General features: G+C 74.0%; 16 protein-coding genes. 14 read left to right on the forward strand and 2 right to left on the reverse strand.

The features are described 5' to 3' along the window. Positions 1-45 precede the first annotated feature (45 nt). On the reverse strand, positions 46-420 hold the full coding sequence (locus KIK08_RS14180; RefSeq protein ID WP_214403591.1) for a DUF5313 family protein: 375 nt from the start codon (positions 418-420) through the stop codon (positions 46-48). 39 nt (positions 421-459) lie between these two features. Further along, positions 460-1,353, reverse strand: coding sequence for a pyrroloquinoline quinone biosynthesis protein PqqB (gene pqqB, locus KIK08_RS14185; RefSeq protein WP_214403592.1), 894 nt, complete (start codon positions 1,351-1,353; stop codon positions 460-462). Positions 1,354-1,608: 255 nt separating this feature from the next. On the opposite strand from pqqB, the gene KIK08_RS14190 reads away from it, so the two are divergent. From KIK08_RS14190 to KIK08_RS14255, 14 genes are all read left to right on the forward strand, one after another. Next, positions 1,609-2,361 (forward strand): NUDIX hydrolase, encoded by a 753-nt coding sequence (locus KIK08_RS14190; RefSeq protein ID WP_214403593.1) that lies wholly within the window; start codon positions 1,609-1,611, stop codon positions 2,359-2,361. A gap of 3 nt (positions 2,362-2,364) precedes the next feature. Next, positions 2,365-3,336 (forward strand): NAD(P)-dependent alcohol dehydrogenase, encoded by a 972-nt coding sequence (locus KIK08_RS14195; RefSeq protein ID WP_250556985.1) that lies wholly within the window; start codon positions 2,365-2,367, stop codon positions 3,334-3,336. A 660-nt stretch (positions 3,337-3,996) separates the two neighbouring features. Beyond that, positions 3,997-6,438: a sensor histidine kinase gene (locus tag KIK08_RS14200; RefSeq protein ID WP_214403594.1), complete on the forward strand. Its 2,442-nt coding sequence runs from the start codon at positions 3,997-3,999 to the stop codon at positions 6,436-6,438. Beyond that, the gene (locus KIK08_RS14205; protein WP_214403595.1) at positions 6,435-6,857 is read left to right on the forward strand and encodes a roadblock/LC7 domain-containing protein; all 423 of its coding nucleotides are present in this window, start codon (positions 6,435-6,437) and stop codon (positions 6,855-6,857) included. The genes KIK08_RS14200 and KIK08_RS14205 overlap by 4 nt, the downstream gene beginning before the upstream one ends. 6 nt (positions 6,858-6,863) lie before the next feature. Next, the gene (locus KIK08_RS14210) at positions 6,864-7,229 is read left to right on the forward strand and encodes a DUF742 domain-containing protein (RefSeq protein WP_214403596.1); all 366 of its coding nucleotides are present in this window, start codon (positions 6,864-6,866) and stop codon (positions 7,227-7,229) included. Beyond that, entirely contained in the window at positions 7,210-7,800 is a 591-nt protein-coding gene (locus tag KIK08_RS14215) for a GTP-binding protein (RefSeq protein WP_214403597.1), read from the forward strand. Before KIK08_RS14210 ends, KIK08_RS14215 begins: the two co-directional genes overlap by 20 nt. A 32-nt stretch (positions 7,801-7,832) precedes the next feature. Then, entirely contained in the window at positions 7,833-8,090 is a 258-nt protein-coding gene (locus KIK08_RS42120) for an SH3-like domain-containing protein (protein WP_214403598.1), read from the forward strand. Next, positions 8,083-8,364, forward strand: coding sequence for an SH3-like domain-containing protein (locus KIK08_RS42125; protein ID WP_214403599.1), 282 nt, complete (start codon positions 8,083-8,085; stop codon positions 8,362-8,364). The genes KIK08_RS42120 and KIK08_RS42125 overlap by 8 nt, the downstream gene beginning before the upstream one ends. Before the next feature lie 70 nt (positions 8,365-8,434). Next, entirely contained in the window at positions 8,435-9,025 is a 591-nt protein-coding gene (locus KIK08_RS14230; RefSeq protein ID WP_214403600.1) for a nitrile hydratase subunit alpha, read from the forward strand. 77 nt (positions 9,026-9,102) lie between these two features. After that, positions 9,103-9,969 (forward strand): alpha/beta fold hydrolase, encoded by an 867-nt coding sequence (locus tag KIK08_RS14235; RefSeq protein ID WP_214403601.1) that lies wholly within the window; start codon positions 9,103-9,105, stop codon positions 9,967-9,969. 458 nt (positions 9,970-10,427) lie between these two features. Next, complete coding sequence (locus tag KIK08_RS14240) at positions 10,428-11,561, forward strand: sensor histidine kinase (protein ID WP_214403602.1); 1,134 nt, start codon at positions 10,428-10,430, stop codon at positions 11,559-11,561. 5 nt (positions 11,562-11,566) lie between these two features. Beyond that, on the forward strand, positions 11,567-12,226 hold the full coding sequence (locus KIK08_RS14245; protein ID WP_491063185.1) for a response regulator transcription factor: 660 nt from the start codon (positions 11,567-11,569) through the stop codon (positions 12,224-12,226). A gap of 98 nt (positions 12,227-12,324) precedes the next feature. Further along, positions 12,325-13,383 carry an NAD(P)-dependent alcohol dehydrogenase gene (locus KIK08_RS14250; protein ID WP_214403603.1) on the forward strand — a complete coding sequence of 353 codons (1,059 nt, stop codon included), beginning with the start codon at positions 12,325-12,327 and terminating at the stop codon, positions 13,381-13,383. A 218-nt stretch (positions 13,384-13,601) separates the two neighbouring features. Then, the gene (locus KIK08_RS14255; protein WP_214403604.1) at positions 13,602-15,266 is read left to right on the forward strand and encodes an ABC transporter substrate-binding protein; all 1,665 of its coding nucleotides are present in this window, start codon (positions 13,602-13,604) and stop codon (positions 15,264-15,266) included. Positions 15,267-15,360 lie beyond the last annotated feature (94 nt).

Consider the following 15,360-nt stretch of genomic DNA (forward strand, 5'->3'; position numbering starts at 1 on the left):
GTCATGCCGGCGCGTACCCGGTGACGCGCGCCACCATGCCGCCGCTCATCCCCGGTCGAACCGCTCCCGGCGGTTCTCCGCCCTGGCCGCCTCGACGGTGGCCTCGGAGTAGCCGGCCTTGATCGCCCGGTGCGCCGTGGAGCCCCAGGCGAACGCGCCGGCGTAGAACAGCCCGATCGCGGCTCCGGCGATGATTGCCATCACCGCGATCTGCGGGCCGAAGCCCAGCACCGGGACGAGCAGCACGTAGAGCAGGACGGCGACCGGCACGATCTGCACGACCCCCCGCGCCAGCTGGCGCAGGAACCAGGTGCGGGTGGTGACGTCGTGCAGCACCCACTCGCGGTTCCGTTCGGGCAGCCGGGCGCCGAAGGCGTAGAGGACCCAGTGGAACGGGTCGGGGCGGACGATGGCGGGCATCCGACGGGGTACCCGGGGAGCCGGGATCCATCCGACGCCTCAGACCCGCACCTCCAGCCCGTCGACGGCCACCTCCACCCCCCGCTCGTCCAGCTCGCGCCGCTGCGGGGAGTCCTCCAGCAGGATCGGGTTGGTGTTGTTGACGTGCAGGTAGATCGTCCGCTCGAGGGGCAGCGCGGCCAGCCGGGCCAGGCTGCCGTCCGGGCCGGCGATCGGCACGTGCCCCATCGACCGCGACGTCTTCGCGGCCAGCCCGAGCCGCAGCATCTCGTCGTCGTCCCAGCAGGTGCCGTCGATGAGCAGGCAGGCGCACCCGTCGAGCTGCGCGAGGACCTGCGGGAGCAGTTCCTGCACGCCGGGCAGGTACACCGCGGACCGGCCGCCGGCTCCGTCGGTGAACCGGTAGCCGACCACCCGCCCCGGGCCCGACCCGGTGCCGAACCGGTCGCGCTTGGTCGTCGGGACGTCGAAGGCCCGGTAGGACAGGCCGTCGCCGAGGTCGACGTCGACGCCGGGGACGACCTCGTGCCACTCGACGGGGCAGTACATCTGCAGGGTGCCCAGGAGCCCGGTGCCCGAGCGGAGCACCTCGTGCACGGCCGCGGTGGCGTGGACGTGCACGGTGCGGCCCTCGCGCAGCAGGAGCAGCCCGAGGGTGTGGTCGAGCTCGCCGTCGGTGAGCAGCACCGCCCGCAGCGGCGTCGACCGGTCGTCGCGCGGGTGCAGGGCGGGCGTCGCCTCGATCTGGGTGAGCACGTCGGGGGAGGCGTTCACGAGGAACCAGCGCCGCCCGTCCGCGCTCACCGCGATCGACGACTGGGTGCGGGGGCGGGCCGGGCGGGTGCCCTCGCGGACGGCGCGGCAGGTGGGGCAGCCGCAGTTCCACTGCGGGTAGCCGCCGCCGGCGGCGGAGCCGAGCACGCGCAGCAACATCGTCGTCCTCCCCCGGAGCCCGGGCGGGCCCACGTCGCAGAGTCTGCCTACCCGTCGCAGGGGCCGGGGCCTCTGCGACGGGTAGGGAAACTCTGCGAGGAGGCCGTCAGGCGTGCTCGACGCGGACCCCGCCCGAGCAGGCCGTCGAGCCCGGCGGGTCGCCGGGCAGAACGTACGGAGCGGGGCCGGCGCGATCAACGCGATTGCGCCGAGTAAGGGTCGACGTGACCAGAACCTGTCGCTACAGTTCTGGTCATGTCGACCAGAACCCCCGGCGACGTGCCGGCGGGCTACGACCCGGCCGACTACCCCGCCTTCGCGGTCACCGTCGACGTGGTCATCCTGACCATGGTCGACGGGGCGCTGCACGTGCTGCTGGTGCGCCGCGGCCAGGCCCCGTTCGCCGGCGACTGGGCGGTCCCGGGCGGCTTCAAGCGCCCCGACGAGACGCTGGACGAGGCCGCCCGCCGCGAGCTGGCCGAGGAGACCGGCGTCGACGCGGCGAGCCTGCTCACCCAGTTCGGCGCCTACGGCGACCCCGGCCGCGACCCCCGGATGAACGTCGTCACGATCGCCTACCTGGCGGTGCTGCGCGACGTGGGTGCACCCGTCGCCGGCACCGACGCCGCCGAGGCCGCGCTCGTCCCGATCGAGGACGCGCTGGGCGGCGGGGTCGAGCTCGCGTTCGACCACCGCGCGATCCTGGCCGACGCGGTCGCCCGGGTCCGCCGCGACCTGGAGGTCACCGGCCTGGCCACGGCCTTCGTCGGCGCGACCTTCACCCTGGCCGAGCTGCGCGCGGTCTACGAGGCGGTGTGGGGGGTGCGCCTGGACTCGGCCAACTTCCGCCGGCGCGTCGCCGCCGACGACGATTGGGTGGTCCCGACGGGGCGGCGCAGCCGGCCGGGAGCGGCGGGGGGCAAGCCGGCCGAGCTGTTCAGCGCGGGCCGGGCCTGGCAGGAGGGCGGGCCCATCCGGCGCCCGCGGCGTGCGCAGAGGGGGATGTGAGCCATGCGAGCAGTCGTGCACACCCGGTACGGGACACCGGACGTGCTGCGGGTCGAGGAGGTCGAGCGGCCGAACCCGGCCGCCGACGAGGTGCTGGTCGCGGTGGGCACGGCCACGGTCAATCGCACCGACTGCGCGTTCCGGGTGCCGACGCCGGCCTTCGTCCGGCCGATGACCGGGATCGTGCGCCCGCGCCGCCCGATCCTGGGCACGGAGTTCGCCGGCGAGGTGGTCGCCGTCGGGCCCGCGGTCACCCGGTTCGCGGTGGGGGAGCGGGTCTTCGGGGTCAACACGGGGCGGTTCGGCACGCACGCCGAGTACGTGTGCGTCCGGCAGGACGCGCCGATCGCGCACGTGCCGGAGGGCGTCGACCTCGACGTGGCCGCGGCCATCGCCGACGGCGCCATCCTCGCGCTGACCTGCCTGCGCTGGGGCCGGGTGGGGGCGGGGCAGCGGGTGCTGGTCTACGGCGCCTCCGGGGCGATCGGCACGGCGGCCGTGCAGTTGGCCAAGCACCTGGGCGCGCACGTCACCGCGGTCTGCAACACGCCCAACGTGGACACGGTGCGCGGCATCGGGGCCGACGAGGTGATCGACTACACGGTCGAGGACTTCACCGGCAACGGGCTGACCTACGACGTCGTCCTGGACGCCGTCGGCAAGCACTCGTACCGGAAGTGCCGGCGCTCCGTCGCCCCCGGCGGCCGGTACGTGACCACCGACCTGGGGTTCCTGGCCCAGAACCCGCTGCTGGCGGTGCTGACCCGGTGGTCGCGCCGGCGGGTGTTGCTGCCGATCCCGCGCTACACCCGGGCGGACGTGGAGATGCTCGGGCAGCTGGCGGAGTCCGGGCGCTACCGACCGGTCATCGACCGCCGCTACCCGCTGGAGGAGGTCGTGGCGGCCACCCGGTACGTCGAGACCGAGCAGAAGACCGGCAACGTCCTGCTCACGGTGCGTGCCGACGCGGGCTGAACGCGTGCATTCCTTCGCCGGGTGCGGCGCTCCTGCTCCGAACGCCCTCAGCAAAGCGCGGAGGACGGGTGCACCGATAGTTCGCGGTGTTGACCCTGCGTTGCTCCGTGTGCCGCAGATGGGGACGGCGTCCCGGCGCGCCGACCGGGGTCGTCGCTGGTCGGCTGGTCGGCCGGGCGCCCGGTAGTTGTCATAGCAATGCTTCTGTCTCCGGGCGGCCGGCGCCGGTCGACCATTTCGCGTTGATCCTCGTCGTCGGTCGACCGCAGCCCGATCGCTTTCCCGGTCGAGCTCCGCGGTCGGTGCGAAATCGCCCGAGGAATGGCTGCCGGTGCATTGCTGTCGGTATCCGCCCGATGCGGTTCGCCGCTCGGCGTGCGTCCGGGAACCGGTCGGGCTCGCCCGGTGGCCGGCACGTCCGACGGGCGGCCGTCGACCGTCGCCGTCCGGTGCGGGCGCGCGTCCCGGGGAGGGCGGTACGAGCGCGACGGCATCGCTCGAACGGACGCACGGCACGCTCGCTGTGCGCATTCCGTTGCTATTCGGTCCGTGATACCGTCCCGCGCCATCGCTCCCCTGGCGTATGTCCGCGTTCATTCGGTGCACGCATTATCACTCTCGGTGCGCAGAACGCCGCCGCCGTGACCGGAAGGTGTGTTGATGCGGTTCAGACCGGGCCCCCGGACCGGGGCGCCGTCCCTTCGCACGCGCCTGCTCGCCGGCGTCATGATCCCGTCGACGCTCGTGCTGGTCGCCGGCGCCGTGGTCGGCGTCAACCTGATCAGTACCGCGGTGACCGAGGAGAAGGTCGCCGAGGCCAGCCGGATCGGCGCGACCGGCGGCGCCGAGTTCTTCCCGAGCCTGATCGTCGAGCGCGGCGCGAGCCTGCTCTTCCTGGCCGCGCCGACGCCGGGCAACCGGGCGATCCTGGACGAGGCCCGCACCGCCGTCGACGACAACTTCTCCGAGCTGCGCGAGTCGTCCCAGCGGATCTACGAGCTGCTGCCGCCCGAGCTGCGCTCGCCGAGCACCCTCGGCGGGCTGGTCGACGCGCTCCCCGCGCTGCGCTCCCAGGTCGACGCCAGGTCGATCCCGCGCGCCGAGGTCACCACGGCCTACAGCCGGCTGACCGACGTCATCTCCATCGGCACCGACGTGCAGGCCGGTCTCGCCCAGTCCGCGGCCAGCTCCAACTCGATGAACCGCTCCGGCGACCTGCACGGGATCGCCGACCGGATCGACAAGGCCAACTCGGTGCTGATCGCCGGTCTGCTGACCGGCGACCTGGCCCGCCAGGAGTTCGACGACTTCGTCACCGACACCGGCGCCTACCGCGGCGCGCTGCAGGTGCTGATCCCCCGGCTCACCCCGGCCGAGCGGGAGCGGATCGCGGCCATCCAGGCCGGACCGGAGTGGCAGCTGGTGTCCGACCTGGCCGACGCGGTGATCGCCCGCGGCTTCGCCGCCGGCGCGGCGGAGGCCGAGGAGGCCGGCCCGCTGCCCGACCTGGTGGCGACCGAGGCGGCGGCGCGCAGCCTGGCCCGGCAGTTCATGGAGATCGGCTTCGAGCGCCGCACCGCCCTGGCCGTCGGCGACGCCGAGCAGGCCCAGGGCGTGGTGCGCACGACCGTGATCATCGCCGTGGTGTCGCTCGTCGCGCTGGTCGCGGCGTTCCTGATCGCGCTGTCGGTCACCACCAGGGTGGTGCGCAGGCTGACCACGCTGCGCCGGGAGACCCTGGAGCTGGCCGAGACGTCGCTTCCCGACACCGTGGCCCGGCTGCGCAAGGGCGAGCGGCTCGACCTCGACGAGGACATCCCGACCCTCGACCACGGCGACGACGAGATCGGCCAGGTCGCCGCGGCGTTCAACAAGGCCCAACGCACCGCGGTCGAGGCGGCCGTCGAGGAGGCCCACACCCGGGAGGGCTTCAACGCGGCGTTCCTCAACATCGCCCGGCGCAGCCAGGCGATCCTGCACCAGCAGATGCAGGTGCTCGACCGGCTGGAGCGCGCCGAGCCCGACCCCGACCAGCTGGAGATGCTGTTCTCGCTGGACCACCTGGCCACCCGGGAGCGGCGCAACGCCGAGAACCTGATCATCCTCGGTGGCGAGCAGCCCCGCCGGCAGTGGCGCAACCCGGTCGCGCTGGGCGAGCTGGTGCGCGCCGCGGTCGGCGAGTCCGAGCACTACCAGCGGGTCACGGTCGGCGGCCTGCCGCAGGTGATGGTCGACGGGTCGGCCGTCGGCGACCTCGTGCACCTCATCGCCGAGCTGGTCGACAACGCCACCGCGTTCTCCCCGCCCGGCGCGCCGATCGAGGTGCACGGCACGATCGTCGGCCGGGGGGTCGTCGTCGAGGTCGAGGACCAGGGCCTGGGCATCGCCGAGGACGAGCTCGTGCAGCTCAACGACATGCTGCGCAACCCGCCCGACTTCGGCCTGTTCACGCTGTCGCGCGACTCCCGCATCGGGCTGTTCGTGGTCGCGCGCCTGGCGCGGCGGCACAACGTCACGGTCACCTTGCGCTCCTCGGCGTTCGGCGGGATCCGCGCCGGGCTGCTCGTGCCGACGGCCATCCTGGCCGGCGACGCCGCCGGGTCCGAGGTCCCCGCGCTGACCGGCGTCGGGGCGACGGGGCGCACGCGGGCGTCCCAGGTGCACCTGGTCGACGGGCCCGACCCGGGCGCGCACCGCACCGAGGACGCCCCGACGTCCGGTACCGGGGTGCGCGTGCCGGCGTGGGCCGCCGAGGACCCCGGTGCGCTCCCCCCGAAGCCGGTGCGGCGACCGTCGCCCGACCGCGTGCCCGACAGCCGCGAGCTCGTCCCCGAGACGGTCACCCCCACCGAGGACGGCGGCCTGCCCCGGCTGCCGCGCCGGCGGCGCCAGGCGCACATGGACTCGCGGCTGCTGGCCCACGTCGGCTTGGCCGAGTCGGGGGCCGCGACGGCCGAGCACGACGACCCCGCCCTGTTCGCCCCCACGAACTACAGCCCGGAGACGGCGCGCAGCCGCATGTCGGCGCTGCGCCGGGGCACCGCGCAGGCCCGCGCCCACGACCCGGGCCCCGATGACCGCACGGAAGGAAGGCGCACGTGACCGGAACGCGCACCCCCCGGCAGGACCTCACCTGGTTGCTCGACGACACGAGCAACCGGGTGGGCGGCGTCAACGGGATCGTGGTGCTGTCCTCCGACGGGCTGCTCATCGCCTCGTCGTCGTCGGTCGTCGACAGCGACGCCGAGCACATGTCGGCGGTCGCCTCCGCGTTCCACAGCCTGGCCCGCAGCGCGTCCGCGCAGTTCAAGGGCGGGAACGTGCAGCAGACGGTGGTGGAGATGGACGACGCGGTGCTGCTGGTGACCGCGGCGGGCCCGGGCGCCTGCCTCGCCGTGCTCGCCACCGCGGAGGCCGACCTCGGCGCGATCGCGTTCGAGACGGGCCTGCTGGTCAGGCGGGTCGGTCCCACGCTGTCCGCCGCACCCCGCGTCGCCGCCCTCGGCGCCGACCGAGGGTGAGCCCGGATGGCAGAGGACTCGTGGTTCGACGAGGACGCCGGCCCGCTGGTGCGCCCGTTCGCCCTCACCCGGGGGCGCACGCGGCCGGGCCGCTACGACCTCGACATGATCACGCTGGTGGTCGCGATCGGCTCGCCCCGTGAGTCCGGCCGCGAGCCCGAGTACGCCCGCATCCTCGCGGCGTGCCAGCACCCCGTGTCGGTCGCCGAGGTGTCGGCGACCGTCGACCTGCCGCTGGTGGTGGTCAAGGTGCTGCTGAGCGACCTCATCGAGCGCGGCGAGCTGCTGTTCCGCTCCCCGCCGCGCGACGTCTCCCCGCAAACCGATCGCGTAGTCCTGCAGGCGGTGCTCGATGGTGTCCGCAACCTCTGACGGGCTGGTCCTCGGCCAGTCCGCGCTCAAGCTGATCGTCGCGGGCGGCTTCGGCGTCGGCAAGACCACGATGGTCGGGGCGGTCAGCGAGATCCCGCCGCTGCGCACCGAGGAGCTGCTGACCGAGGCCGGGGCCGGGATCGACGACATCACCGGCGTCGACCGCAAGACCACGACGACGGTGGCGCTGGACTTCGGCCGCATCACCGTCAACCCCGAGCTGGTGCTGTACCTGTTCGGCACGCCCGGCCAGGAGCGGTTCTGGTTCATGTGGGACGAGCTGGCCGCCGGCGCGCTCGGCGCGGTCGTGCTGGCCGACACCCGCAGGCTCGACTCGTGCTTCCCCGCGGTCGACTTCTTCGAGCACCGCGACATCCCGTTCGTGCTCGCCGTGAACTGCTTCGACGGCTCGCCGAGGTACCCGGTGGAGCAGGTGCGCGACGCTCTCGACATCGGCGCCCGGGTGCCGATCATGCACTGCGACGTGCGGTCGCGGGAGTCGAGCAAGGAGGTGCTGGTGACCCTGCTGGAGCACCTGGTGCACCGGGCGGAGGTCTCCGCGCTCACCTGACGAGCGGCGGTCGCGGGGCTACGCTGCGCCCCATGGCGCGCGTCAACGATGTCGGCGGGCAGTCCGGGTTCGGCCCGGTCACGGTCGAGCCCGACGAGCCGCCCTTCCACGCCGACTGGGAGGCGCGGGTCTACGCGCTCAACGTCGCGATGCTGCGCCGGGGCGCCTACAACCTCGACCAGTTCCGCGACGCGATCGAGCGCATGCCGCCCGCGGAGTACCTGGCGGCGTCGTACTACGAGCGCTGGCTGCACGCCGTGGAGACGCTGACGGCGAAGGCCGATGGCTGAGCCGCGCTTCGCGGTCGGCGACCGCGTCCGCGCCCTGCCGGTGGACCCGCCGCACCACACGCGGGTGCCCCGCTACGCGCGCGGGCAGGTGGGGGAGGTGGTCGAGGTGCAGGGCAGCTGGCCGCTGGCCGACGACCGGGCCCGCGGGTTCACCGACCCGCGGGTCGAACCGGTCTACACCGTCCGGTTCCCGGCGGCGGCGCTGTGGGGCGCGGCCGACGGGCACTGGGTGCAGGTGGAGCTGTGGGAGTCCTACCTGGAGGGAGAGCGGTGAGCGAGCTTGCGAGCGAATCATCGGCACAGCGCCTCCGCGCAGCGCCGACCGAGCGCAGCGAGGGAGAGCGATGAGCGGTCAGCATTCGAGCTCGGAGACGGCCGTGCGGGTGCGTCGGCTGGAGGAGCGGCTCATCGGCGCCGGTCTGACCAGCGACGACGAGCTCGACGGCATCATCGGCCGGCTGCTGGCCGGCGCGTCGCCGGCGAACGGGGCGCGGGTGGTGGCCCGCGCCTGGGTCGACCCGGCGTACCGGGAGCGCCTGCTGGCCGACGCGAACGCCGCGCTGGAGGAGCTCGGGCTGTCGATGAGCACGGGGCCGCAGCCGCAGCGCTTCACGGTCGTGGCGAACACCCCCGACACCCACAACGTGCTGGTCTGCACGCTGTGCTCCTGCTACCCGATCGCGCTGCTCGGGCCCTCGCCGTCCTGGTACAAGAGCGAGGCCTACCGGTCGCGGGTGGTGCGGGAGCCGCGCGCGGTGCTGTCCGAGTTCGGGCTGGACCTGCCGGAGGGCACCGGGATCGTCGTGCACGACACGAGCGCCGAGAGCCGGCACATGGTGCTGCCGATGCGCCCGGACGGCACCGACGGGCTCGACGAGGACCGGCTGGCCGCGCTCGTCACCCGGGAAGGGCTGATCGGCACCGCGGCGGTGTGACCCGGCACACCGATGAGTCCGGGTGGCGGGCGAGGTCCAACCCGCAGAACGTCCCTCCCGAACCCAGGAGCCCGCGGATGACCGCCACCGTTTCCACCCACACGCTCGACGCCCCCGGCGCCACCATCACCTACGACGTGCGCGGCACCTTCGGCGAGGGCGTCCCGCTGCTGCTCATCGGCTCCCCGATGGACGCCGCCGGCTTCGCCACGCTCGCCGGTCACTTCCCCGACCGCCCGGTGATCACCTACGACCCCCGGGGCACCGCCCGCAGCACCCGCAGCGACGGCCACGGCGAGATCGGCCCCGACGACCACGCCGACGACCTGCGCCGCGTGGTCGAGGCCGTCGGGGCCGGCCCGGTGGACGTGCTGGCCAGCAGCGGCGGCGCGGTCAACGCGCTGGCCTGGGTGGCCCGCCACCCCGAGCAGGTCCGCACGCTCGTCGCCCACGAGCCGCCGCTGCTGACGATGGTGGCCGACAGCGAGCCGATGACCGCGGCCGTCGAGGACATGTACGCCACCTACCAGCGCGACGGGCTCGGCCCGGCGATGGCCAAGTTCATCTTCCTGGTCAGCTACGACGGACTGATGCCGGCGGACTTCGCGTTCCCGCCGCTCGACCCCGCCCAGTTCGGCCTGCCCACCGCCGACGACGGCAGCCGCGACGACGTCCTGCTGGGCCAGAACCTGCGCCGCTGCACCGGCTACCGCCCCGACCTGGAGGCCCTGAGGTCGGCCTCCACCCGCATCCTGCTGGCCCGCGGCGCCACCTCGGGCCGGACCGTCGCGGCCCGCGGCGCGGACGCCGTCGCCGCGGCCCTGGGCACCGAGCCCGTCGAGTTCCCCGGCGACCACGCCGGCTTCCTCGGCGGCGAGTACGGCCAGCAGGGCGAGCCGGACGCGTTCGCGAAGCGCCTGCGCGAGGTGCTCGACGAGGCGTGACACCCGGCCTCAGCCGGCCACACGACGCCGCAGGTGCTGCATTGGGCGGCGGCGCACAGCGGTCGGCCCACTTCGCAGAGTCCCTGTGCTCTTCACAGCGTCCGCGGAGGCTGTGAAGAGCACGCCGCCCCTGCGAAGACTGTCCCCAAGCCCCCCGGGCTGCCCACCAGGGCCCGAACGGGGAGCCGGGCGAGGGGTTCCTCGCAGGTCCGGGTGGGCGTCGCCGCCCTGGGCGGGTCGTCGCAGCTCGCCGGCGGGCTGCGACGGCACCGTCGGGTCTGCGAGGTGACCGAGATTCCGGGTGGAGTAGGCGCTGCGGGGCCGGCGAGGGCCGGACTCACCTGACGCTGCGAGGACTCACCTGACGCTGCGAGGAGAGCGTGAAGGGGCCCGCGACAGCGGTCAACTCGGCGGCAGCGTGCTCGCGTGCTCGCGCGTGGTGCTCCTAGGATCGTCGGGTGCGCGACGTGGTCCGCTCCGTGTGGCGCGAGCCCCGCGCGCCCGGCGCCCCGCCGCCGATGTGGCGCGACTGGGCGCTGGTCGGGGTGCTGGTCCCGGTCGTGGTCCTGGAAGGCGCGCTGCGCCCGGAGCTGCCAGTCCGCGGCCTGTGGGTGCCGCTCGCCGCCGCGATCCTGGCGAGCCTTCCGTGGCGGCGGACGCGGCCGCTGGCGGTGGCCGTGTTCGCCTTCGCGACGACGGCCGCGGCCACCCTGCTGACGGGCGGGGAGCAGCCCGGGCTGTACGCGCTGGGGGCGACGGTGCTGGTGCCCTACGCGCTGTTCCGGTGGGGGTCGGGTCGCGACGCGGTGCTCGGGGTGGCGGCGCTGCTGGCCGGGCTGGTCGTCGCGGTGCTCACGGCCGACCGCCTCGCCGACGCCGTCGGCGGGGCCACGGCGCTGACCACCAGCCTCGCGCTCGGCCTGGCGCTGCGCTTCCGGGCCGGCGCCCGGGCCCGCGAGCTCGACCAGGTCAAGCTGCTCGAACGCGAGCGGATCGCGCGCGACCTGCACGACACCGTCGCCCACCACGTCTCGGCGATGGCGATCCGCGCCCAGGCCGGCCTCGCGACGGCCGACGCCCGGCCGGGGGCCGCGGTGGAGGCGCTGCGCCTGATCGAGGCGGAAGCGGCGCGCACGCTCGCCGAGATGCGGGCCATCGTCCGCGCGCTGCGCGGCAGCCACGCGGCGGACCTGGGACCGACCCCGGGCATCACCGACGTCCGGGAGCTGGCCCGGCCGGGCGGGGACGGGCCGGCGGTCGAGGTGGAGGTGAGCGATGACGTCGGGGACGTGTCGCCCGCGGTCGGGGCCGCGGTCTACCGGCTGGCCCAGGAGTCGGTGACCAACGCCGTGCGCCACGCCCGCTCGGCGTCCCGCGTGCTGGTCAGCCTCAGCGCCGACGGGACCGCGGTGCGGCTGCGCGTCAGCGACGACGGCGACGTCGTGCGCGCCGGCGCGGGTGCGGGCGGCTTCGGCATCCCCGGGATGGTCGAGCGCGCCGCCATGCTCGGCGGCACCTGCGAGGCCGGCCCGGGCCGCGAACGCGGCTGGACCGTCACCGCCGTGCTGCCGAGGAACGGGGCCCTGAGGTGAGCGACGTGAGCGACGTGCGGGTGCTGGTGGCCGACGACCAGGAGATCGTGCGCACCGGCCTGGTCATGATCCTCGACGCGCAGCCGGGGATCGCGGTCGTCGGTGAGGCAGGCGACGGCAGGCGCGCCGTCGAACTGGCCCGCGAGCTGCGCCCGGACGTGTGCCTGCTCGACATCCGCATGCCCGGTCTCGACGGCATCGAGGCCACCCGGCTGCTGGCCGGGCCGGCCGTCGCCGACCCGGTCGCCGTCGTCGTCATCACCACGTTCGACCTCGACGAGTACGTCTACGCGGCGCTGCGGGCGGGCGCGCGGGGCTTCCTGCTGAAGGAGTCGGGGCCGGCGCTGCTCGCGCAGGCCGTGCACGCCGCCGCCGCGGGCGACGCGCTCATCGCGCCCAACATCACCGCCCGGCTGCTGGAGGCGTTCGCCGGGGCCGGGGCGGCCTCGTCACCGAACCGGCCCGCCGCGGCGCTGACCGAGCGCGAGGAGGAGATCCTGGCGACGGTGGCCCGCGGGCGCACGAACAGCGAGATCGCCGCGGAGCTGCACATCAGCCTGAGCACGGTGAAGTCGCACATCGCGAGCCTGATGGCCAAGCTGGGCGCTCGCAACCGCGTCGAGATCGCGATCTGGGCCTACGAGACCGACCGCGTGAAGCGCTGACCCGGCCGGAAGTACGACGACCCCGTCGCACCAACGGCCGGCGCGGGTCGAGCCTGTCTACCGATGTGCCGCGAGCGCCCGGCCGGCACGCTCACGGCATGACGAAAACCCCCGCTGAGCAGCGACGGAACGACTCCGCGGACACCGCGACGATGAAGGCGGTCGTCCAGCACCGCTACGGCCCGCCCGAGCAGGTCCTCGAAGCGCGCGACGTGCCCGTCCCGCGCCCGGGCCCGGGCGAGGTGCTGGTCCGCGTGCGGGTCACCGGCGTGAACACCCCGGACTGGCTGACCGTCGCCGGGCTGCCGCGCGTCCTGCGCCTGCAGGCCGGGCTGCGCCGGCCGAAGGTGCCGGTGCGCGGCAGCGACGTCGCCGGCGTCGTGGCGGAGGTCGGCCCCGGCGTGGCCGACCTGCGCCCGGGCGATGAGGTGTTCGGGTCGCTGTGGACGAAGTCCGTCTCGGCCGGGACGGGCACCTTCGCCGAGTTCGCCGTGGTGCCCGCCGGCCAGCTCGTCCGCAGGCCGGCCGGGCTCTCCGCCACCGAAGCCGGGGCGTCGGTCATGTCGGGCCTCACGGCGCTGCTCGCCATGCGCGACGTCGGACGGGTCGGGCCGGGCAGGCGGGTGCTGGTCAACGGGGCGTCCGGCGGGGTCGGGACGTTCGCCGTGCAGATCGCCGCGCGGCTCGGCGCGCACGTCACGGGCGTGTGCGGCCCCGGCAACGTCGAGATGGTCCGCTCGCTGGGAGCCGCCGACGTCATCGACCACACGGTCGAGGACTACACGCGCGGCGCCCGGCGCTACGACGTCGTCCTGGACAACGTGCTCAACCACCCGCCCACCGCGACGGCCGCGGTGCTGGCCCCCGGCGGCACGTTCATCCCCAACAGCATCGGCCGGGCCGAGGGCGTGTTCGGGGGCCTGACCCGGGTCGCCCGGGCGAAGCTGATGGAGCGGGGCCCGACCGACGTGCGCAGCGTCGAGTGCGACGTGACCCGCGAGAACCTGGACGCGCTCACCGCGCTCCTCGCCTCCGGCGAGGTCAAGGTGATCGTCGAGCGGACCTACCCGCTCGACGACGTGGCGGGGGCGGTCGCGCACATGATGAGCCACCGGACCCGGGGCAACATCGCGGTTGTGGTGCACACGGACGGGTGACCGCGACATCCGGCGTAGTCGGCGTACGTCGCGCGGCTGGCCGATGGCCGTCATCGGCCAGGTTCGCCGCCGCGGCCGCGCCCCATACGCTCGCACCGCCGTGTGAGATCGACCACGCGTCGACACGCGGATGGGGGTGTGTGGCGCCCCGCGGAACGGCTCGCGGGACGCGGTACGCAGCCCGTGGGACACGCAGTCCACTGACAAGGGAGTCGGGCATGGGCGCTTTGACGACACCGAGGCGGCACCGGTCGCGGCCGTTCGCGTTGGCGGCGGCGGGGCTGGCCGCCCTGCTCGTGGCCGGCTGCGGTGCCGCCCCGGGTATCAACGGTGCCGGCGGCGGTGGGTCCGGGGGCGGCGGCGAGAGCCTCATCCGGACCATCGACCCCTACGGCGGCGACCCGGCCGTCGAGGGCACCCCGAAGACCGGCGGGGTGCTGATCATGGGCACCGACCGCGAGGCCGCCGGCTTCGACCCGACCGTGCAGAACACCAACCAGGCCGCGACCGCGGTCTACGACTCGCTGCTCAAGCTCGCCCCGGGCGGGATCGCCGAGCCGTACCTGGCCGAGTCGATGGAGACCAGCGACGGCGGCACGACCTGGACGATGGGCCTGCGCGAGGGAGTGCAGTTCTCCGACGGCACGCCGCTGGACGCGAACGCCGTGATCGTCAACGTGCAGCGCCACATCGACAAGACGTCCTCGCCGGGGCACCGCTTCGCCGAGCCGATCGCGGCGATGCGCGCGGTCGACCCGTTGACCGTCGAGTTCTCCCTCAAGAAGCCGTTCGGGCAGTTCCCGGTGGCGTTCGCGCAGAGCTTCACCACCGGCGCCCTCGGCATGATCGTTTCGCCGGCGGCGCTGCAGCAGTACGGCGACCAGATCGTCTCCAACCCGGTCGGCGCCGGCCCGTTCGTGCTGTCGGACTGGGTGCGCGACTCCAAAATGACGCTGACCAAGAACCCGAACTACTGGCAGAAGGACAAGGGGCTGCCCCGGCTGGACGGGCTGGAGTTCCGCCCGCTGCCCGACACCGAGAGCCGCTACGCCTCGGTCGAGAACGGCGATGTCGACCTGATCTTCGGCGGCTACCACACCGAGCTGCTGCGCGGCGCCGAGAACCCGAACCTGCGCGTCTACTACGGCTCCGGCAGCGGCGCGGAGTGGAGCCACTTCAACGTCAACATCGCGCCGTTCAACGACCGCCGGATGCGCGAGGCGTGGATCCGCGCGATCGACCGCAACGCGATGGCCGCCACCCAGTACCGCGGCCAGATGGAGGCGGCCGACGGCTACTTCGGCGCCGACAGCCCGTACAACACCCCGGAGGCCACCGCCGCCTGGCCGACCTTCGACCCGGAGAAGGCCAAGCAGCTGGTCCAGGAGTACGTCGCCGAGGGCGGCAGCGCCACCGTGGTCTACAAGACGACGAACGCGCCGAACCGGGTGCAGTTCGCGGAGTTCCTGCAGGCGCAGATGGCCGCGGTGGGGATCACCGTCGAGCCGCAGTTCTACGACCTGGCGCAGTACTCCTCGCAGGTCGTGCAGAGCGGCGACTTCATGGTGGCGGGCAACGTCGGCGGCCCGGTCGACGCGCCGTACCCGGCCACGTCGAACGTGTTCCACACCGGCGGCAGCCAGAACTACGGCAAGTACTCCAACCCGCAGGTCGACGCGCTGCTGGACCAGGCGGCGGCCAGCATCGACGACGCCGAGCGCACGGAGCTGTACAAGCAGCTGCAGCTGATCACCAACCAGGAGCTGCCGCTGGCCTACTACAGCCGCGGCTACCTGTCCACGGTGGCCAAGCCCGAGGTGAAGGGCGTGGTGCGCTACATGACGCGCGACATGTTCTACGCGACCACCTGGCTGGACCGCTGATCCCCTGACACCCCCGTCGAGAACGAAGTTGTCGTCGCGGGGGCCCGTCCAAAAAAACCGGGAAAAAGGTGAAGGAGGGGCGGGGGGAGCCGCC

This window comes from Pseudonocardia lacus, assembly GCF_018531445.1.
Lineage (GTDB): Bacteria > Actinomycetota > Actinomycetes > Mycobacteriales > Pseudonocardiaceae > Pseudonocardia > Pseudonocardia lacus.